Raw genomic sequence first — 20,748 nt, 5'->3', positions numbered from 1 at the left:
GCCTGAAAACCCACAGGAGGTGCCAATAATGGATTTCGACGATCTAAGTAACGCATGGGTAGGAGATAAGTTTCCCTGGTAATGTAGGTTGTATAATAGTTATACAAAAGTTGTCGAAAAATCTGCTTATCCTTAATAAAAAAGTGAGGCTGTATGGCAAAAGATTATATCTGCGATGAGTGTGGTAAGAAGTTTGAGACGCCTTACAAATTGAAGAGCCACATTCGAACCCATACCGGAGACAAGCCCTTTAAATGCCAAGTTTGTAGTAGGAAGTTTGCCCAACAGTGCACTCTCACTCGCCACATCCGAACCCATACCGGAGAGAAGCCCTATAAATGCGATGTATGTGGGAAAGACTTTGCCCGAACGAGCGCCCTCAAGGTTCACGTGATAACCCACAGTGAAGAGAAGCCCTATGTATGCGCCGCTTGTGGTAAAGGCTATACACAACGGTCTGGTTTGAAACAACACAAGTGCGGTATTCAGACGCGTTTTGATTGTCCTGTTTGTCCAGAAAAGGGTTTCAGTTCTGACAAAACCTACGAAGCGCATATGAATGAGGAACACCCCGACTACCATGAGCATGGATTATCCATAAGTCCACCGCGACAGCCCCAGGCATCCACTCGTTACGCGCGAAGTCCCTCGGAAGTATCCATTAATCAACAGACAATCCCGGGCGTTGGCACGATCTGCGCTGTCACTCATACGATGACGTCTTTGGCGACGGGAATCGTCACCACCGCATCGCGGATAAGTGATCCCTCGGGAGAAACCGTCGTTTTTACTCAAACGAGAACGACAGCGAGACCGGCAACCGCAACCAGCACAGCTACAGGACCGGGTACAAGCGCGGCCAGCGCTCAACCGTACCCAGTCGAAATAGCAGCGGTCGCGCAACAAGCCCCGGAGCCTTCTTTTTTCGTGCCTGAAAACCCACTGGAGGTGCCAATAATGGATTTCGACGATCTAAGTAACGCATGGGTAGGAGATAAGTTTCCCTGGTAATGTGGGTTGTATAAGAGTTATACGATAGTTGTCAAAAAATCGCTTATCCTTAATAAAACAGGGAGGCTCTATGCCAAAAGATCATATCTGTGTTTACTGTGATAAGAGGTTTGATACGCCTTACAAATTGAAGGGCCACATTCGAACCCATACCGGAGAAAAGCCCTATATATGTCTGACCTGTGGTACGGGGTTTGCCGAACAGTCTACTCTCATTACCCACATCCGAACCCATACCGGAGAAAAGCCCTATAAATGCGATGTATGTGGGAAATGCTTTTCCCGATCGAACACCCTCAAGATTCACGTGAGAATCCACACTGGAGAGAAACCCTATGTATGCACCGCTTGTGGTAAAGGCCATGCACAACGGTTTGGTTTGAAACAACACAAGTGCGGTATTCAGACGCGTTTTGATTGTCCTGTTTGTCCAGAAAAGGGTTTCAGTTCTGACAAAACCTACAAAGCGCATATGCTTGAGAAACACCCCGACTACCATGAGCATGAATTATCCATAAGTCCACCGCAACAGCCTCAGGCATTCACTAGTTATGCAAGTCCCTCCGAAGTATCCATTAATCGACAGACAATCCCAGGCGTTGGCACTATCTACGCTGTCACTCATACGACAACATGGCCAACGACGGGAGTCGTCACCAAAGCAGCGCAGATAAGTGGTCCCTCTGGAGTAAGCGTCGTTGTTACTCAAACGATAACAACACCGAGACCGGCAACCGCAACCGCAACCATCAGCACAGCTACAAGACCAGTTACAAGCACAGCCAACGCTCAACCGTACCCAATCGAAGTAGCAGCGGTCGCGCAACAAGCCCCGGGGCCTTCTTTTTCCGTGCCTCGAAACCCACTGGAGGTGCCAATAATGGATTTCGAGGATCTACGTAACGCATGGGAAGAAGATAAGTCTCCCTGGTAATGTAGGTTGTATAATAGTTATACAAAAGTTGTCGAAAAATCTGCTTATCCATAGCAAAACAAGGAGGCTGTATGCCAAAAGATCATATCTGTGGTTACTGTGATAAGAGTTTTGAGACGTCTAGCAGATTGAAGCTCCACATTCGAACCCATACCGGAGACAAGCCCTATAGATGCAAATCCTGTGGTAGGGGGTTTGCCCAACAGTCTGCTCTCACTGACCACATTCGAAGCCATACCGGAGAAAAGCCCCATAAATGCGATGTATGTGGCAAAGCCTTTGGCCGATCGAACACCCTCAAGACTCACATGAGAGTCCACACTAAAGAAAGGCCCTATGTATGCGCCGCTTGTGGTAAAGGCTATACACAACGGTCTGGTTTGAAACAACACAAGTGCGGCATTCAGACGCGTTTTGATTGTCCTGTTTGTTCAGAAAAGTGTTTCAGTTCTGACAAAGCCTACGAAGCGCATATGATTGAGGAACACCCCGACTACCATGAGCATGAATTATCCATAAGTCCACCGCGACAGCCCCAGGCATCCACTCGTTACGCGCGAAGTCCCTCGGAAGTATCCATTAATCAACAGACAATCCCGGGCGTTGGCACGATCTGCGCTGTCACTCATACGATGACGTCTTTGGCGACGGGAATCGTCACCACCGCAGCGCGGATAAGTGGTCCCTCTGGAGAAACCGTCTTTTTTACTCAAGCGAGATCCGCAATCGCAACCAGCACAGCTACAGGTACAAGCGCAGCCAGCGCTCAACCGTACCCAGTCGAAATAGCAGCGGTCGCGCAACAAGCCCCGGAGCCTTCTTTTTTCGTGCCTGGAAACCCACAGGATATGGAAATAATGGATTTCGACGATCTAAGTAACGCATGGGTAGGAGATGAGTTTCCCTGGTAACGTTGGTTGTATAAGAGTTATACAACAGTTGTCAAAAAATCGCTTATTCTTAATAAAACAGGGAGGCTGTATGCCAAAAGATAATATCTGTGGTTACTGTGGTAGCAGGTTTGAGACGTCTTACAAATTGAAGATCCACATTCGAACCCATACCGGAGACAAGCCCCATAGATGCAAATCCTGTGGCAGGGGGTTTGCCCAACAGTCTGCTCTCACTGTTCACATTCGAACCCATACCGGAGAAAAGCCCCATAAATGCGATACATGTGGCAAAGTCTTTGCCCGACCGTGCACCCTCAAGGTTCACATGAGATCCCATACTGGAGAGAGACCCTATGTATGCGCCGCTTGTGGTAAAAGCTATACGCAACGGGCTGGTTTGAACCGACACAAGTGCGGCATTCAGACGCGTTTTGATTGTCCTGTTTGTTCAGAAAAGTGTTTCAGTTCTGACAAAGCCTACGAAGCGCATATGATTGAGGAACACCCCGACTACCATGAGCATGAATTATCCATAAGTCCACCGCGACAGCCCCAGGCATCCACTCGTTACGCGCGAAGTCCCTCGGAAGTATCCATTAATCAACAGACAATCCCGGGCGTTGGCACGATCTGCGCTGTCACTCATACGATGACGTCTTTGGCGACGGGAATCGTCACCACCGCATCGCGGATAAGTGGTCCCTCTGGAGAAACCGTCGTTTTTACTCAAACGAGAACGACAGCGAGATCCGCAACCGCAACCAGCACAGCTACAGGACCGGGTACAAGCGCAGCCAGCGCTCAACCGTACCCAGTCGAAATAGCAGCGGTCGCGCAACAAGCCCCGGAGCCTTCTTTTTTCGTGCCTGGAAACCCACTGGAGGTGCCAATAATGGATTTCGACGATCTAAGTAACGCATGGGTAGGAGATGAGTTTCCCTGGTAATGTTGGTTGTATAAGAGTTATACAACAGTTGTCAAAAAATCGCTTAGTCTTAATAAAACAGGGAGGCTGTATGCCAAATCCTCCTTTGCCGAATTCTTCTCATACCTGTAGTCACTGTCAAAAGGTGTTTACGAGGCCCGATAACCTGCGGGACCACATGCGAATCCATACCGGAGAAAAGCCTTATGAATGCCATGTCTGTCATAAAACATTTACCCAATATTCTACTTTCAGTGGACACCTGCGAACTCATACCGGGGCGAGACCCTATAAATGCGGTTTTTGTGGGAAAAACTTTCGCACGAGCAGCGGGCTTAATGTCCACCTGAGAATCCACAGTGGAGTGAAGCCCTTTGTATGCGCTGTTTGTGATAAAGGCTTCACACAAAAAATTGAGTTGAAAAGACACAAGTGTGTCAATCAAAATCGTTTTGATTGTCCTGTCTGTCAAAAAAGGTGGTTTAAGCTTCAGAGAACCCTCGATGAACATATGGCTAAGGATCATCCCACCTTCCAGAGGCATCAATTATCCATAAGTCCACCGCGACAGCCCCAGGCATTCACTATTTATGCGCGGAACCCGCCCGGAGTATTCATTAATGTTCAGAGCATCCCGGGTATTGGTACGATCTACGCTGTCACTCATACGACAACATCGCCAACGACGGGAATCGTCACCACCGCATCGCAGATAAGTGGTCCCTCTGGAGAAAGCGTCGTTTTTACTCAAATGATAACGACACCGAAACCGGCAACCGCAACCGTAACCGCAACCACCAGCACAGCGACAAGATCAGGTACAGGCGCGACCAACGTTCAACCGTTCCCAATCCACATATCAGCGGTCGCGCAACAAGCCCCGGGGCCTTCTTTTACAGCGCCTGAAAACCCACTGGATGGAGCGATAATGAATGACGAGTCATTAGGTGATCTTGAACAAATGCTGAGGGAAGACTCCTCGGAAAACGCCTCGGCAGAATATAGCTCCTCGGGATTCTATAAATGGTTGTATGGATAATTCTGACGCTTCGGCTTGTGAAGGCTTTGGGCCGGTTCCCGCTAATGGTTTTTTTCAAGAAGCTGTTCACGATGTATTGTGCCGCAACCGCTGATCGCTGATAAAAGCCACCTGTTTTAAACGTCTCTTTGGAGAATGACTTGATCTTGATAATCTTCCGTCGATGGAAGTTTTGATGGAAGCGTAAGATAGAATTAAGCGACAGTGGTAATAGCTTTGCCATGGGACAGCCAGCAGCGGAAAGCGGGTTCAGTGTTTTGAAAATTTACGTGCGCAATAGTTGTTAAAAAATTGCTTATCCTTAATAAAACAGGGAGGCTCTATGCCAAATCCTCCTTATACCTGTAGGCACTGTGGAAGGGCGTTTGACCTGCTCCATGTCCTGGAGCAACACATTCGAACCCATACCGGAGAAAAGCCCCATGTATGCCAAATCTGTGGTAAGGGGTTTGTCCAACTGTCTACTCTCAATAAACACATCCGAACCCATACCGGAGAAAAGCCCTATAAATGCGATGTATGTGGGAGAGGCTTTGTCCAATCGGGCGCCCTCAGAATCCACAATAGAACCCACACCGGGGAGAAGCCCTTTGTATGCGCTGTTTGTGATGAAAGCTTCACACACAAAATTCAGTTGAAAAAACACAAGTGTGGTACTCAAAATCATTTTGACTGTCCTGTCTGTCAAAAAAAGAGGTTTAGGCTTCAGAGAACCTACGATGCGCATATGGTTAAGGAACATCCCGACTTCAAGGGGCATCAATTATCCATAAGTCCACCGCGACAGCCCCAGGCATCCACTCGTTACGCGCAGAGTCCCTCAAAAGTATCCGTTAATCTACAGACAATCCCGGGCGTTGGCACGATCTGCGCTGTCACTCATACGACAACGTCTTTGGCGACGGGAATCGTCACCAAAGCATCGCAGATAAGTGGTCCCTCTGGAGAAAGCGTTGTTGTTACTCAAATGATAACGACACCGAAACCGGCAACCGCGACCACCAGCACAAGTACAAGATCAAGTACAGGCGTAACCAACGCTCAACCGTTCCCAATCCACATATCAGCGGTCGCGCAACAAGTCCCGGGGCCTTCTTTTACAGTGTCTGAAAACCCACTGGATGGAGCGATAATGAATGACGAATCATTAGGTGATCTTGAACAAATGCTGAGGGAAGACTCCTCGCGAGAGTATAGCTCCTCGGGACTCTATAAATGGTTGTATCAATAATTCTGACGCTTCAGTTTGTGAAGGCTTTGGGTCGGTTCCCGCTAATGGGTTTTTTCAGGAAGCTGTTCACGATGTATTGTCTGCCGCAACCGCTGATCGCTGATAAAAGCCGCCTGTTTTAAACGTCTCTTTGGAGAATGACTTGATCTTGATAATCTTCCGTCAATGGAAATTTTGATGGAAGCGTAAGATAGAGTTAAACGACAGTGGTAATAGCTTTGCCATGGGACAGCCAGCAGCGGAAAGGGGGGGCGGTGTTTTGAAAATTTTCGCGCGCCGAACTCACGTTAACCTAGATTTTATTGCGGTACCGCCCGGATTTTTACCACTGCCACGAATTCAAAGGTGGTGAAGCTCATGCGTTATAGTTCAAATGAAGCTGACTATACTTGAAAAAATACGGAGGATGTATGCCAAAAGTTTATTACTGTGATGAATGCGGTAGGAAGTGTCTTTCGCCAAGCAAATTAAGAGAGCATGAACGAACTCATTCGGGAGAAAAGCCCTTCAATTGCAAAGTCTGTAAAAAAAGCTTTACCCAGGGGTCTTCCCTGTTGATCCACATGCGAACCCATACCGGGGAAAAACCCTTTTCATGTGAAATCTGTGGGAAAGGCTTTGTTAGCAGCAGTAGCATGAAAACACACCGGCGAATCCATAGCGATGAAAAGCCCTTTGTATGTCATTGTGGTAAAAGCTTTACCACTAACGTTTATCTCAAGCAGCACCAGAGGGCACATGACAGAGGGGGTGGATTTCGTTTTGATTGCCCTGTCTGTGATTCCAAGTGGTTCAGGCTTGAGAGGCTATACTGCCAGCACATGCAAACAGAACACCCAGACTACCCCAACCCTGAATCAGCCATTAACAGACAGAGTCTCCCCGGTATTGGCGCGGTCAGCTCAGTCACTCATGAGTTAAGGTCGGAAGTAACCGATGAATTCACCTCTGTTTCACGGATAGCCTCGGATGCTGGAACTGCCACCCTTACGAGTAGAAACACACCCGCGGGAACAATATTCACCGTTTCACAACCCTCGGGACCTTGTTTTTCACTGGCTCAGCCTTTAAGTGCTGACAATACTGCAGCGGTATCGGTGGATTACGGTGAATTGCTGGGGCCAGAATTGCGTGAATTCAGTGCTTGGCAAGACAAAGACCCTGAGTTTTGATGAGAATGGGTCAACTATTTCCATTATTTCCATTATTTCCATTATTTCCATGGGGCTCGAAACAGTTGACCTTCACTCCCTTCACTCTCTGAGTTCTTAGGGAAAATCCCGCATTGATGACTCTCGCCATAGCTCCGGCTGAGACGCGTCTATTGGTCTTGCCTTTTCGCCGGTTAACCCGCCTTATGACAACACCTTATGACAATATTAGACACTTGATTGATGCTATAACGTTAACTACGCTTACCCTGACAAGTTTAATGCCAGTGATGTGTTGAAACGTTTGGCAATAGCGGGTTCTACTTGTCGTTCACGCTGTTGTGCCCAGTGATGCTATGTAACGAAGAAAAAAGAAAACAGACAGCTTTTATCGGTGGTTGCGGCGCTTAAAAAATTGTGAGTAGCTATCCTGATAGTAATGGACGATAGGAGTATATCATGAGTATGAGATCTATCTTTCGCGCGAGAAAGTTCATGACGAACAAATCGTTTGTTTTTTTTACGCTAGTGTTGAGCTTGTCTATCATGGGTAAGGCTTATAGCGGGTCCACATATATTGACATTATAAATAAAATTCCCCCTGATCAAATAACCTATTCAAAAGAAGGCTTCACGGTTGAAGCCGATGGAAGCGGTTCCTGCATGCGCGGAACCGATCCCCACGCGTGTACACTGCCACTTATACTACGACTTCAGAAGGTGTTCGTATAAATATACATTTCAAATCTTCAGGGTCGTGCGCGGTAAAGTCCAGTGCGCAGAATTTTAAAGTGATAAACAAATCTACAGGAGAGGTTGAAGGCAGGTTTGCATGGAAAAAGTTGGCAGGGGATGTTCCGTATATAAAAATGCTACAAAACCCTGACGGCTTTATGGTGGATATATCCCATCAAGGATTTGATATAGAACCCAACGCGTTGAATATCAGGGCTGGCTAGGAGCCTGACCGAGAATAGCGCCCGTAGCGAGGATTACGAGAAATTCAGGCTCTTGGGAGCCTGTCGGACTTATGCTTTCGAGCATAAAATTCAGCACAATGATGAAGCGGGAGGTAGCCAATCGCAGGCATTGAGAATTGCCTCTGCCTCTCCTCCTGTAATAAAACGCTACGTTACTTTCCCCCCACGATTTTAACGCCTCTGAGGCCACTCTTGGGGTTAAGGGTCAGGGGCTGCCCTTCAATCAAAATCACAAAGGTATTTAAAAGGGAGATTTTCTCTCGGCGCCAACGGCTCCTAGACGACGCTGTCAATGGGTAAACCCTGATAACCGTGTATCTATTCAGCTTTTATCTTGTGGGCTACACTACCGTTCTCTCAACTGACGCGTTAATCACATCTGATGGAGCAATCAAACAATCCCACTCCTGAAAAGGAGGTTTACCGGTGGCTGATGAACCAAACGAGCTCTGCACGGCAATGGCTTACCCTTGCCATTGTGGCGGGCTTTCTCAATGGTGGACTGCTGCTGGTGCAGGCAGGCTTACTGGCGCATATTATTCATCAACTGGTTATGGCAGATGCCCCGAGGGAACAGTTGATGGCCTATTTTATTGGGACAGTTCTGGTGGTGGTAGCGAGGGGCTGTTGTGCCTGGTCACGGGAGTTTTGTGGATTTAAAGCCGGTGTGGAGGTACGCCTTACCATTCGCGAAGCGGTATTGGATAAGTTGGCGCGTTTAGGCCCGGTGGCCATTGCCCGGCAACCGGCGGGAAGCTGGACTACAGTGGTCGTCGAGCAGGTAGAAGAGCTTCAGGAATTTATCGCGAAGTACCTGCCACAAAGGGTTCTGGCGGTGTTAACGCCCCTGGTAATACTTGTCGTGGTTTTTCCTGAAAACTGGGTAGTGGGTATCATTTTTTTGGGTACAGCACCGCTGATTCCTTTTTTTATGGCGCTGGTGGGTATGAAAGCGGCTGAAGCCAACCGCCGTAACTTCAAGGCTCTGGAACGTCTGGGGGGCTTTTTTCTGGATCGCTTACAAGGCATGGAAACCTTGCGGCTATTCAGCCAGACCGGGACAGCGCAGGCCGAGCTGAAACAGGCCAGCGATTACTTTCGCCAGAAGACTATGGAGGTGCTGCGGCTGGCCTTTTTGTCTTCCACCGTGTTGGAATTTTTTGCGGCCATCTCTATCGCGATGACAGCGGTATACCTGGGCATGAGTTTTCTCGGGTACATTGAATTTGGCAGCTTTGGTGGGGGCGTAACGTTGTATACGGCATTATTTTTACTGTTGCTGGCACCGGAATTTTACCAGCCACTGCGTGAGTTAGGGACATATTACCATGCCAAAGCGAAGGCGGTGGGCGCGGCAGAATCGATCCTGGCGGTGATCAGCCAGCAGGAGCCTGAAGCGCATCAGGGCAAGCGACCCTTTAACAAAGCCCATGGTTCGGTATCCATTAATGCCAGGGGATTAACGGTCAGGGCGCCGGTGGGTGAGGGGTATCTGCTTCGGGATGTGACATTTAACATTCCCGCTGGCTGCCGTGTGGGGATTGTGGGGCCAAGCGGCGCAGGTAAAACCACGTTGATCAATGCCTTGATGGGATTTTATGCCATTGACGGGGAATTACGGCTCAATAGCCAATTACTGTCAACACTCGATCTGGGAAGCTGGCGGGAGTGTCTGGCATGGCTCGGGCAGAATCCGCTGATTATAGCGGGGACGGTGCTGGAAAATATTGCCTTTGGTCGTGATATGACTCGCGAGCAGGCGCTGGCAGCGCTGGCACGCGCGCAGGGTATGGATATCCTTGATACATTGCCAAACTGGCTGGACAGCCCTTTGCGGGAACAGGGGGGGAATCTGTCCGTGGGCCAGGCGCAACGGATTGCTCTGGCACGAGCGTTGGCGCGGCCTGTCAACGTGCTGATTCTGGATGAGCCAACAGCCAGCATTGATAAGGACAGTGAGCGAAAAGTGTTGCGGGCGCTGGCAGAAATACCGGCGCGGACAACGGTCATTACGGTGACTCATCGAATGGCTCAAATCATGGCTATGGATCATGTTCTGATGATAGACGGTGGACAGCTGGTTGCTTCAGGGCATCCGAAGACATTGGCGCGACAGGAAGGCCCGTTCAAACAGTTTATCGAATGCCGGGGCAGGAGTGTTGAGAATGCGTGACTTATGGCCATTTCTGGTGCTGTATAAACGCCACAAGGGACTGCTGTTGCTGGGTATTGTTCTGGCGGTTGTAACCCTTGCTGCCAGTGTGGGATTGCTGGCCTTGTCCGGGTGGTTTATAACCGCGACGTCCATTGCCGGCCTTGTGGCAGGCACGGCGAAATCCTTTGATTTTTTTTCACCCGGAGCGGGGGTCAGGGGATTTTCTATTGTGCGTATCGCCAGCCGTTACTTTGAACGGCTGGTAAGCCATGACGCGACCTTCCGTCTGCTGTCCTGGCTGAGGGAGTGGTTTTTCAAGCGACTTGTACCCCTGCCCCTTGAGCGGATCGGACGTTACCGTAAAGGCGATTTGCTGAACCGGCTGGTCGCGGATGTTGACGCGTTGGATCAACTCTATCTTCGGCTGGTCAGTCCGGTAGTGTCTGCTGTTGTTATTATGATTATTGTGTCGTTTGGTTTTTTCTGGTTCAGCCCGGCACTGGCGAAATATACCTTCATTGTAATGCTTGCGTGGATTGTGTTGATGCCAGCGTTGTTTTACCGGCTGGGTCGAAAAGCCGGTCAGTCTCTTGGGCAATGCCAGTTGGATTTAAGACAACAGGTGCTTGACCATGTTCAGGGTATGGCAGAGTCCGTGATTTATGGCTACCGCGACCAAAGCCGTGCCAGCCTCACTGTGACGGAGAAGACCATGCAGGCACAGCAGCAGCGGATGACCACGCTGGATGGGTTGGGTGCCTTCCTGCTGGTGGTCGCCAGCGGTTCTTCAGCTATAGGCATGCTATGGCTGGCCAGTGGGGAATATCAGGCTTCCATGATGTCAGCTTCTGTTATGGTCCTGATGATGTTTGCCCTATTGGCAGCTTTTGAAGCTCTGATGCCGCTGCCTGGCGCGTTTCAGTTTTTAAGTTATACGCGCCAGTCGGCAGCCCGCTTGAAAGAAGTGCTTGATGAGCCGCCTGTTATCTTCGCTGATCAAGCTGTTAACGAAGCGGGTCATGGGGCCAAAGGCCGGCTTTGTTTTGATCATGTTACTTTCCGTTATTCCAGGAGCGCTGATCGTCCACGGGTGATTGATCATTTATGCCTGAATATTCCAGCAGGTCAGCATGTGGCCTTGTTGGGGAAAACCGGCTCCGGTAAATCAACCATGGTACGGCTGTTAACTCGCGCTGTTGAGCCTTGCGGCGGTGATGTGCTGATCGATGGCAGGCGGATACGGTCATTTACGGAGAAAAGTCTGTACCAGGCCATAACTGTTGTTCCCCAGCGCACCCATGTGTTCAGTACTACCTTGCGGGGTAATCTGCTTCTGGCAGCGCCTTTTGCGACGGATAACGAACTGATGCGGGTGCTTGCGGAAACGGGGCTGGATAAGCTCGGTGGTGGCAATGAAGAGGGACTGTTATTGCTGGATCGCTGGCTTGGACAGGGCGGTATAGCCCTTTCAGGTGGTGAGCAGCGCAGGTTGGCGATTGCGCGGGCGTTATTAAAACCAGCGCCTGTGCTGATTATGGATGAGCCAACAGAAGGGTTGGACAGTGAGAGCGAGCAGAAGCTGATCCGCCATGTACTGACCACCTTCAGGGAAAGTACAGTGATTATGATTACCCACAAGCATACCATGCTAGGGAATATGGACCGGGTCTACCTGATGGAAAAAGGGCGGGTTGCCGTGGCTGAAATGCTGACGTCAACTGACTTTTAGTTAGCTAAGTGAATAGATGCGGGGGAGATAAAAGAGACTATTTTCTGGAAAACGCTTGAAAAATACGCTGATGGTCATAGGATGATAGTTAGCTTATTAGTTGGTAATAACAGGTTTATGAAACGATTAAGTACGGTTCTCCCATTGATCATCGCCGTATCACTGGCTTTTTCGCCCCTGGCAGACGCCAGGAAAATGGGGGGGAGCAAAGGGAGCGGTTTTGGTCGCACCTATAAAACGGCGCCCGCTCCGAAAACACCACGACAGTCAGAAAGTCTCAAGCAGGGACAACAGCCCGGTGGACAGCAGCAGGCTGGACAGCAACAGGGGGCACAGCAAAAACCCTCCCGGATGGGCATGTTCGGTGGCCTTCTGTCGGGTTTGGCTTTAGGTGGTTTGCTGGGGTCTATGTTCGGCGCGGGCGGCGGTTTTGGTGGTATCTTGATGATGGCCCTGCTGGCCGGTGTCGCGTTGGTGTTATTCCGTAAATGGAAGGTAGGGCAGCGCCAGAGGTCGCCCCGCGAAGAGACACTTTTGTCAGATACATTCGCGCGGAAAAAAACGGCAGTGGAAGGGCATGGTAATGACGCGCGGTTTTTTAACTCTGCCTCTGCCATTGAAACATCCGCGCGGCCTTTTGGTGGTATTATCGGAAGTAATGAGGTGCCTGTAAATATGCCAGGTGGCTTTGATCAAGTGTCATTTTTAGAGGCGGCACGTGAGCATTATGTGACGTTGCAAAAAGCCTGGGATGAAAACAATCTGGGTGTCATGAAAGAGTTCATGGCGCCGGAGTTGTTTGAGCAGTTGAGTAAAGAGCGCGGCGCATTAAGTGGTGAACAGCAGACAGAGGTTCTGTTTGTTGACGCTGGTATTGTTCGGGCAGATTATAGCGCGCGAGTGGCGCAAATCAGCGTGAAATATTCTGGCCGATATCGAGATGGCCAGGAAGGTGTTGAGGATGATATAAACGACATCTGGCACCTTGAGCGAGACATTACGGCCAATAACGCGCCCTGGCTGATTGTGGGTATTGAGTCCTAGGAGCCTGACCGAGAATAGCGCCCGTAGCGAGGATTGTGAGAAATTGGAGGAAACAGCCGCGGGCATCGCGACGCCTTGCCTCGAAGGTTGTGTTGCTGAGGTGGCGTTCATTCGCCACCAAGCATGTGGAGCGAAGCGACATCTTTATTGACTAAAATTCGGCCATTTCTGATGACTGACTCGTCTGAGGTTATACGTCACCCATATCATCAAGCCCCGGCCCATCAAGCGCGAACCCGCCTCGCATAATAAAATCACGAAGCAAAGTAGCGGATTTAATATTCACTTGAAAGGGTCTAAGGGTTTGTCCTTCAAGGGCCTCAAAGTAAGCCTTGGCTTTTGGTTTGTCGATGGTTGCTTTTAGCTCATCAAAGCGCCCATAGTCATTAAGGTTCGCGTCGGTCGTGTTGGTGTTCATCAAATCAGTCAGCCTCACGGGGTCAACGCCCAGGAGCCTGACAAGGGTGTCAACTTCTTTATTTTTTTCCCTTGCCTGGTAGTCCGTCAGGTAGTCACGAAAGCTGCGTTGTGGGTCGATGACAACATCGCCACGTTGTATATCGCGCAGAAAGATCTCCGCGATTTTTTGCTCTTCTGGCGCTAATGAGGAAAACGAGCGCTGCAGTTCAATCAGCGTGGCTTCCCTCGCTTTCTCATCACCGCCTTGTGAGACGTTAAGGTATTTCTTAAAGTGTGAGTTCATATAGTCAGCGTCGATTTTGCCCGTGTCGATATCCGTGATATGGCTATCAATATCAAAAGGCACGTCGTCGGCTTTGCTGCCCCCGCCTTTGCCCAGATCTTTATAGCGCTGTAACAGAGTGTTGTAGTGGTGCTGGGAGAACGTGAGGGTGACGGGTAGCTTATCCTCAGCGTCATCAGCGGTTCTCGCCCAGGTAAAGCCCTGAATGTTGGCCGCCTCTAACAGGTTATTGAGAGCCTGGAAGTGTTTGGCAAATGCCGCTCGCTCACTGCGGTCATCCGGTAGTTGTTTGAAATCCTGGATGCCGGCGTCGTCAAAAATGGCGGTAATCTCAGCAAAACAGGCATTCATTCGTTTCAGGTTGTTGGGTAAACGGTCAGCAAACAAACCGATGGCCTTATCACCGGAATATAGCTTAACGGCCGCGTCCACATTACGTGTCATGGTATGTGGCTTACGGTAGTAGCGGATGGTGCCAAAGGGTTTATCGGGGCCAAACAGTCGGTTGGTTCGGGAGAAGGCCTGGATAATGCTCTCGTACCGCAGCACTTTATCGAGATACAGGGTGTTGACCCATTTAGAGTCAAAGCCAGTCAGCATCTGGTCCACGACAATAAGCAAATCCAGCTGTTTGTCGGGTTCTGCGCCAATGCGGGTATAAGGGCGCTTATGGGCGAGTCTGGCGGCAATGTCTTTCTTGAATTTTCCGTGGCTGGCGAGGTCAAAGTTTTGCGCGTAGGCCCGGTTGTAGTCTTCCATCAGCGCCACAAGGCCGTCAGATTTAAAGGCCACGTGACTCGCGCTGTCATCATCGTTATCCACATTCGGGTCAAACAACCCGGTGACCTTTAATTCAGGGCATATGGTTTTAATGAGCCGGTAATACTCAATGGCTTCTTTGATGCTGTGCGTCGCGAAAATCGCATGAAATTTGCCGCCCTGGCTCAGGGTCATCCAATGGTCGGCGATATTCCGCGCGATGGCCTGCTGGTGGGCGGCACATTGGTACTGACTACTGGGTAAATAGTCTTCAATGCCCTTTTGGTAAACCCCCGCTGTGTCCCAGGCACCTGCCATTGGGACATCATTCATATAGCGATTAAAGATTCTCTTTTTCTTAGGATCAGCAAAAGCGTCTGTTGGGGTACTGGCTTTGGCTTTTTCCAGGGCCACCGCCTCGCGCAGGTCACGGTCTTTAAACGTGCCCACCTGATAAGGGTCAAAGCCGAGTACATTCTTATCGCGGATACCGTCGGCAATGCTATAACGGTGTAGCTCACCGCCAAAGACATCAGTGGTCGTGTTACCTTTGCGAATATTCTCTTTATGAATGGGCGTACCGCTAAAACCAAAGAAAATGGCACCGCTAAAACTGCGCTTAATATCAATGAGCATATCGCCGAAGGTGGAGCGATGGCATTCGTCGATAATAAAGACAATGCGCCGCGCCCGCATTTTTTCAAGGTCGTGGGTTTTCAGGCCGTCAGCTTCGTCCTTGAGGTGACTCATTTTCTGGATGGACGTCACAATCAGCGTATCCGCCGGATTGGCGCTTTTAAGCTTGCTGATTAATACACCGGTGTTCTCCGTGGCCTGAACGCTGTTCTCATCCCCGGCAAAGTCACGATACGCCCGCAATGTTTGCGTGCCCAGCTCAATCCGGTCGAGTAGAAACACCACCTTATCCGCATCCTTTGAGTTGGCAATCAACTGAGCCGATTTGAAACTGGTCATGGTTTTACCGGAACCGGTGGTATGCCAGATATGGCCACCCAGGCGGCTGGGGTTTTTCCAGTCTGTCTTGGCGACTTTGTCCGATATGGCGTGAGCCGCGTAGTATTGGTAGCTGCGCATGACTTTGAGCACGCCGTCGGACTCGTCGGTCACGGTATAAAAGCCGATGAGCTGGTGGGCCATGGGGATAGATAGCAGACCGGAAATAACGGCTTTCCAGTTATTGATGGGTTCGTTGTTCACGTCAGCCCAATGGAAGGCGTAGTCTTTGTTAAACACGCCGTCAGGCCCGGGGTTGGCAAAGTAGAGGGCTTCCTGGGGCTCCATGGCCACAAACAGTTGTACCAGAGAAAAGAGCCCGCTGAAAATACCTTCACGGGCATAGGTCTGAATCTGGTTATAGGCCTGGCTGACCGCGACACCGCTTTTCTTTAGCTCCAGATGAAGCAGAGGCATGCCATTGATCAATAACAGCAGGTCGCCCCGGCGGTCATTGAGGATTTTCGACCGCCGGGCAAACATGGGCTGTCGCACAATCTGGTAGCGGCTCTGCCCGGCCGCAATCTCATGGCGGTCGTATATCTTCAGGCTGACTTCTTTGCCAAAGTGCAGGGTGTCGTCGGGGTTATCCCGTTTAATCACGACAGTTTTACCATTGATAAAACTATTGAGCTTCAGCGGGGTGCGTAACTCGGTGATTTGCTCCATTACCTGCTGGATTTCCCCGGCTGTTAGCGGTACCTCATTCAGCCGGTCGATGCCCCGGTTATTCTCAAAGAGAATCGTCGCCCAGTTATCCAGCAAGTCCTGCTCGCTCGGGCGCTTGAGCACCGTGGACTCCCAACCCCGCTGGGTCAGTTCGTGAATAACGGCATCTTCAAAGGCAGCTTCTGTGGCAAAGGTGGTCATGGGGCTATCCCTGATAGGTGTTCTCGTGTCTGGGTTAGACAAACATCTTGTCCAGACAGGCGGATTTGATGTGTTTCAGTTTTTTTAGTTGGGTGGCGTGTTGGGTGATTAGGTCGTCAAACTTGCGGAAGTAGGTGCCGATTTTTTGTTGTTCGGTAACCTTGTCGGGGAAAAATGCTGTCACAGTTGATAGTGATTTTTGACTGACCCCTTGGGCTGTTCCACCACTTGATAATGAGGTTAGTTTTTGAAATATGATTGGTGATCTGAGAAGTATTGCCAAAAAATCTTCAGACAGTATATTGTGACTCACTTCGAAGGCAATGGTTCTCTGGCTAAGAATATATTTTTGGTCGTCAGGAATCTGAGCAACATTACCCATTGGAGCCTCTGTTGTAAAAAGTACTTGATTTTTGTGTAAGTCAGACCCTTTCATCCATTTGTTATAAAGCGTTTCGTTTCCAAAATTAGCAGTAGAAGAAAAATCTATATGGCCATTTTTAACGTTAAGAGCGGATAATGCTAAGTAACCTGAAGAGCTCCAATCTAAGCCTAATTTTTTTGGTGTACGCCCCCGAAAATCTATAATTCTGACAATATCATCTAAGATTTTTTTTTCTTTCCAAGGTCTAGAAAATCCCTTAAACCTAATTTCAGGAGTATCAGCCCCTTCTTGCGGTAACATCTTTTGCAGCATTGCTTTTTTCAGAGTTACCAGCTTGTTATGCTTGTTCTGATGCAGATCAATCATCCGATCAAGGTGTTGGAAATAATTACCGATTTTGGTTTGTTCAGAAATATTTGTAGAGATTGTGTATTTAACGGTCAAAAGCTGGGAAACTTTCACACTGGGTTGAACCGCACCCATCTCAATTTCCCTAACTTTTCTACAGTTTCTTTGACTTTGAAACATCCCTATAAGAAACCATGAATGATTTCCATTAAGTCCTCTAAAAGCGACAATATTCTGTGCAATAACTGCGTTTTTATTACTATCCATCAAACAAACTAAGCCCGTATTCCCAACAGTAGAGAAAAGTATGTCATCATTTTTAATGTGATCTCTGAACCAGGAGCTAAATGTTTCTTGTGTTACATACTTGGTGACTTTTGAATAGTCTGGATATCCTTTTCCTAACGATGCGACTTCAATCAATGGATAAGAGCTCTTTTGTACTATTGGAGGAGTTTTTCCTCGATTGTCAACAGCTTTGTATATTATTTTTTCAAGTGACTTTTTTTCCCATTTATCCTTAAATCCACGAAATCGAATCTTCGGATTTTTTTCTTGAATCAGATTCATCATATTAATCACCTGCCAATAACATCTTCAGCTCCGCCAGCCCTTGCAAATCAAAGGCATTCCCTTCCAACTCATCAATCATCCCTGCCAGCTCCGTCTCTGTCTGTTGAATCTCGCGAGCATTCTCCGCATAGGTGATTTGGTATTTTTCCACCAGAGCGTGCAGCTTGCTGATCAGGGTGTCTATCTGCTGACCGGGCAGGCGGTGGAGCGCCTCATTGAGTGGCGTAATCCATTTTAGTTTCAGCAGCGCGTGTACCTGTTCGTCACTTAACCCTTCAATAACGTCTTTGGTTCGCAAGTGCAGGGCGGCGTCTTCTCGTTTTATGGCGGCTTTCAGTGCTTTTTCTTCAGCGATCCAGCGGGCGACGTTGAGGATTTTGGCCTCGTAAGTCTCGGCGTCGTAGTCACCGTACTGCTTTGCTTCCGCTGTTAAGCGCTTAGCCTCTTTATTGACAGCCGCATTGACAAACTTATCGCCAGACTCGTGAACGGTGTCAGCGTCCTTATCCTCTTCACTGAAGCTTTCAAGGGTTTCTTCAAAGGCGGCGCTGATTTCACCGAGGCGGTTTTCTTTGGCTCGCAATGCGTCAAGCTCAGGGGTGAAACGTGTTTTTTGAACCAGCTCAAAGGGCATAATACGGCCTTTCCAGCCGTCTTGCTCTTCCACCTCTTTATTGTTTTTCTTTTTGATAACCATGTTCGGGTCAACCACGCGCGCGGCCTCAAACCCTTCGGTTTGCAGGATTTCAAGATCAATGGCAATGTGTTGCCACTGGTCATCCAGCAGTTGATAGGCGTGGTAGTGATCAATCAGTGGCAGAGGGTCTAACCGGGCAACTATTTCTTCACCGATCACCGATTCCTGTCGGGGTATTTGCAGGGTCATCATCTTACGGATCAGCTCAGTCGTCAGATAGTCAGGGAAGTCGGCAAACTCATCAATAAAGCGCGCCTCAAAATCCCGCACTTGCGTATGCTGGTGGATAGCCCCGGCAAGGTCGTCTACCGCCGGGTTCACATAGGGCGTACCGTCGTCGGTAAACAACGCGTCACGCAATGCCGGAAACGCCTGCCAGTAGTCATGCAGCGCATCCAGCTCACTGTTGGGAATACCGCCGAACATGGAGGCATATAAGTCCCAGCTTTCAGCCGGTTCAGACGAATCAACATAGCGCGGGATATTGAGGTTATAGCCATTGTCCCGAATCTCCGCCTTGGGAACCACACGGCTGTAGGAAGGTACATCAAGTCGCCCGATCACGGTATCGCAGATTTTCTTAATGTCGCAGGCGCGCAGTTTGTTGTTTTTGCCTTCTTTCGCGAACCCTTTGGCCGCGTCAACAATCAATACGTCGCTGTTTTTCCGTTTCTGTTTCAGCACCAGAATGATGGTGGGAATACCGGTGCCAAAGAAAATATTGGCCGGTAACCCGATAATCGTATCAAGGTGGTCGTTCTCAATCAGGTTTCTGCGGATCTCGCCTTCCTCACCGCCTCTGAACAACACGCCATGGGGCAGAACAATGGCCATGATGCCGTCGGGCTTCAGGTGATACAGGTCATGTAGAAGGAAGGCATAGTCGGCTTTGGATTTAGGCGCGAGGCCAAAGCGGGCATAACGCGGGTCACTGTCTTTATGCTCAGGGTCCCACTTTTGGGAGTAAGGCGGGTTTGATACCACCGCGTCGAGGTAGAGCGGGTTATAGGAATTCACCGGGTCGTTATCATCAAAGAAGGGCCAGTCATCCTCCAGCGTGTCACCGTTGCGGGTCACGATGTTGGTGGGGAGGATGCCGCGCATCACAAGGTTCATCCGGGTAAGGTTGTAGGTGTTTTCCTTCAACTCCTGCGCGAAGTATTTGATGTTGCCCTGATTATCCATATGCTTGGCAATGGACTGACCAATATTTAACAGCAGCGAGCCCGACCCGCTGGTGGAGTCATAGATGTCGATTTTTTCTTTGTCTTTCACATGATCGGCAATGATCTCCGACATGAGCACGGAAACTTCGTGGGGCGTATAGAATTCGCCTGCCTTTTTCCCGGCATTGGCCGCGAACATGCTGATCAGGTATTCATAGATGAAACCCAGCACATCGTACCCCTGACGACCATCCATGGGGATTTCTTTAATCAGCTGAATCAGTTCACTAATGGCTTTGGTTTGTTTGGCGGCAGTGTCACCTAGCTTGCTGAGCCCTGTTTCCAGGGTTTTGAAAATACCGTCAAACAGGCGCTTGTGGTCCGGGTGAATCAGGCGGCTGAAAGCGGACAAGGCATCACGTACATGGGATACGCCAAAGTCACCGCCTTCGGCAATCCAGGTCGAAAACAAATGCTCGTGGGCAATAAAGTAACCCAGGTTACGCTTGATGAAGTCCGTCGTTTCTTCATCGTCTTCTGAAAGGGCACGAATATCAGCATCACTGAAGTCCTGCTCTTTAGCGAAGCGCTCCAGTTTATCGGAAAGGTACTTATAAAAGATAAAGCCGAGAATATAGTCCTTGTATTCATTGGCTTCGATTTTTGACCGCATCTGGTTAGCGGAGGCCCAGATTTTGGCCGCGAGTTGCTGTTTATTCACGACGGGTCCTTTTCAAGAAAAATGACGCGCGCTACCGCCCGGAGGTCAGCCATAGTCTGTTATTGACCAGGCGAAGCATGGGCCTCAGTAGCTTGGGTATGAATGTGATAAGTGGTCTAGATAGACCTGAGTGTACAGAATTACAGGGTTTTTGACACGGTGAAATGTTTGCGCGGGTGAGCTAAAAACAAACCCGGCCAGTGCCGGGTCTTAATAAGGTCTTTGGCGAGCTGGGGCCTTTAAGCGCCTCATCCGTGATTAGTACCGATCCATTGGGGTATTCCTCTCCTTGCGCAAGCGTTGGTATTAAACGTCGGGCTGCGATAAACGGGTCTGAAAAGCCAATATTATCGCTTGAAAACCGGGCTGTTCGCCTCTTAAAATCAACGTTTATCCTCACTTTCCCTTGATACTTCCCAC

The 20,748-nt window shown here is 49.4% G+C and carries 15 protein-coding genes; 12 read left to right on the top strand and 3 right to left on the bottom strand.

Features of this window, described 5'->3' with window-relative positions; translation table 11 throughout:
* Positions 1–153 precede the first annotated feature (153 nt).
* The 12 genes from V4C51_RS08695 to V4C51_RS08640 all read left to right on the top strand — a co-directional run bounded on the left by V4C51_RS08695 (position 154) and on the right by V4C51_RS08640 (position 13,092).
* Entirely contained in the window at positions 154–1,011 is an 858-nt protein-coding gene (locus V4C51_RS08695; protein WP_330925763.1) for a C2H2-type zinc finger protein, read from the top strand.
* 70 nt (positions 1,012–1,081) lie between these two features.
* Positions 1,082–1,945 (top strand): C2H2-type zinc finger protein, encoded by an 864-nt coding sequence (locus V4C51_RS08690; protein ID WP_330925762.1) that lies wholly within the window; start codon positions 1,082–1,084, stop codon positions 1,943–1,945.
* 71 nt (positions 1,946–2,016) lie between these two features.
* On the top strand, positions 2,017–2,856 hold the full coding sequence (locus tag V4C51_RS08685) for a C2H2-type zinc finger protein (RefSeq protein ID WP_330925761.1): 840 nt from the start codon (positions 2,017–2,019) through the stop codon (positions 2,854–2,856).
* Between the two features lie 70 nt (positions 2,857–2,926).
* Positions 2,927–3,784: a C2H2-type zinc finger protein gene (locus V4C51_RS08680; protein ID WP_330925760.1), complete on the top strand. Its 858-nt coding sequence runs from the start codon at positions 2,927–2,929 to the stop codon at positions 3,782–3,784.
* 70 nt (positions 3,785–3,854) lie between these two features.
* Positions 3,855–4,802 carry a C2H2-type zinc finger protein gene (locus V4C51_RS08675; protein WP_330925759.1) on the top strand — a complete coding sequence of 316 codons (948 nt, stop codon included), beginning with the start codon at positions 3,855–3,857 and terminating at the stop codon, positions 4,800–4,802.
* Between the two features lie 322 nt (positions 4,803–5,124).
* The gene (locus tag V4C51_RS08670; RefSeq protein WP_330925758.1) at positions 5,125–6,033 is read left to right on the top strand and encodes a C2H2-type zinc finger protein; all 909 of its coding nucleotides are present in this window, start codon (positions 5,125–5,127) and stop codon (positions 6,031–6,033) included.
* A 410-nt stretch (positions 6,034–6,443) separates the two neighbouring features.
* Positions 6,444–7,205: a C2H2-type zinc finger protein gene (locus tag V4C51_RS08665; RefSeq protein WP_330925757.1), complete on the top strand. Its 762-nt coding sequence runs from the start codon at positions 6,444–6,446 to the stop codon at positions 7,203–7,205.
* A 438-nt stretch (positions 7,206–7,643) separates the two neighbouring features.
* A complete protein-coding gene (locus tag V4C51_RS08660; protein ID WP_330925756.1) occupies positions 7,644–7,916 on the top strand; it encodes a hypothetical protein in 273 nt (90 codons plus the stop codon).
* A 59-nt stretch (positions 7,917–7,975) separates the two neighbouring features.
* Positions 7,976–8,143 (top strand): hypothetical protein, encoded by a 168-nt coding sequence (locus tag V4C51_RS08655; protein ID WP_330925755.1) that lies wholly within the window; start codon positions 7,976–7,978, stop codon positions 8,141–8,143.
* A 403-nt stretch (positions 8,144–8,546) separates the two neighbouring features.
* Positions 8,547–10,337, top strand: coding sequence for a heme ABC transporter permease/ATP-binding protein CydD (cydD, locus tag V4C51_RS08650; protein WP_330925754.1), 1,791 nt, complete (start codon positions 8,547–8,549; stop codon positions 10,335–10,337).
* Complete coding sequence (gene cydC / locus V4C51_RS08645; RefSeq protein WP_330925753.1) at positions 10,330–12,048, top strand: heme ABC transporter ATP-binding protein/permease CydC; 1,719 nt, start codon at positions 10,330–10,332, stop codon at positions 12,046–12,048. The genes cydD and cydC overlap by 8 nt, the downstream gene beginning before the upstream one ends.
* Before the next feature lie 117 nt (positions 12,049–12,165).
* Entirely contained in the window at positions 12,166–13,092 is a 927-nt protein-coding gene (locus tag V4C51_RS08640; protein WP_330925752.1) for a Tim44 domain-containing protein, read from the top strand.
* A 190-nt stretch (positions 13,093–13,282) separates the two neighbouring features.
* Here V4C51_RS08640 and V4C51_RS08635 read toward each other — a convergent pair whose 3' ends face one another.
* From V4C51_RS08635 to V4C51_RS08625, 3 genes are read right to left on the bottom strand one after another with little or no spacing between them, the layout of a single operon-like run.
* Positions 13,283–16,438, bottom strand: a complete 3,156-nt coding sequence (locus tag V4C51_RS08635) for a type I restriction endonuclease subunit R (RefSeq protein WP_330925751.1) — start codon at positions 16,436–16,438, stop codon at positions 13,283–13,285.
* A 34-nt stretch (positions 16,439–16,472) separates the two neighbouring features.
* Positions 16,473–17,744: a restriction endonuclease subunit S gene (locus V4C51_RS08630; protein WP_330925750.1), complete on the bottom strand. Its 1,272-nt coding sequence runs from the start codon at positions 17,742–17,744 to the stop codon at positions 16,473–16,475.
* 1 nt (position 17,745) lies between these two features.
* Complete coding sequence (locus V4C51_RS08625) at positions 17,746–20,328, bottom strand: type I restriction-modification system subunit M (RefSeq protein WP_330925749.1); 2,583 nt, start codon at positions 20,326–20,328, stop codon at positions 17,746–17,748.
* Between the last annotated feature and the right edge of the window lie 420 nt (positions 20,329–20,748).

The organism is Candidatus Sororendozoicomonas aggregata (assembly GCF_031528575.1).
GTDB classification, from domain to species: domain Bacteria; phylum Pseudomonadota; class Gammaproteobacteria; order Pseudomonadales; family Endozoicomonadaceae; genus Endonucleibacter; species Endonucleibacter aggregata.
Note: the sequence above shows the minus strand (reverse complement) of the source record. Positions and strands in the feature narration are given on the sequence as shown.

Bases quoted from the DNA above. Each gene is read 5' to 3' on its own strand.
- V4C51_RS08695 (WP_330925763.1), top strand. From the start codon at position 154: ATGGCAAAAGATTATATCTGCGATGAGTGTGGTAAGAAGTTTGAGACG.
- V4C51_RS08690 (WP_330925762.1), top strand. From the start codon at position 1,082: ATGCCAAAAGATCATATCTGTGTTTACTGTGATAAGAGGTTTGATACG.
- V4C51_RS08685 (WP_330925761.1), top strand. From the start codon at position 2,017: ATGCCAAAAGATCATATCTGTGGTTACTGTGATAAGAGTTTTGAGACG.
- V4C51_RS08680 (WP_330925760.1), top strand. From the start codon at position 2,927: ATGCCAAAAGATAATATCTGTGGTTACTGTGGTAGCAGGTTTGAGACG.
- V4C51_RS08675 (WP_330925759.1), top strand. From the start codon at position 3,855: ATGCCAAATCCTCCTTTGCCGAATTCTTCTCATACCTGTAGTCACTGT.
- V4C51_RS08670 (WP_330925758.1), top strand. From the start codon at position 5,125: ATGCCAAATCCTCCTTATACCTGTAGGCACTGTGGAAGGGCGTTTGAC.
- V4C51_RS08665 (WP_330925757.1), top strand. From the start codon at position 6,444: ATGCCAAAAGTTTATTACTGTGATGAATGCGGTAGGAAGTGTCTTTCG.
- V4C51_RS08660 (WP_330925756.1), top strand. From the start codon at position 7,644: ATGAGTATGAGATCTATCTTTCGCGCGAGAAAGTTCATGACGAACAAA.
- cydD (WP_330925754.1), top strand. From the start codon at position 8,547: ATGGAGCAATCAAACAATCCCACTCCTGAAAAGGAGGTTTACCGGTGG.
- cydC (WP_330925753.1), top strand. From the start codon at position 10,330: ATGCGTGACTTATGGCCATTTCTGGTGCTGTATAAACGCCACAAGGGA.
- V4C51_RS08640 (WP_330925752.1), top strand. From the start codon at position 12,166: ATGAAACGATTAAGTACGGTTCTCCCATTGATCATCGCCGTATCACTG.
- V4C51_RS08635 (WP_330925751.1), bottom strand. From the start codon at position 16,438: ATGACCACCTTTGCCACAGAAGCTGCCTTTGAAGATGCCGTTATTCAC.
- V4C51_RS08630 (WP_330925750.1), bottom strand. From the start codon at position 17,744: ATGATGAATCTGATTCAAGAAAAAAATCCGAAGATTCGATTTCGTGGA.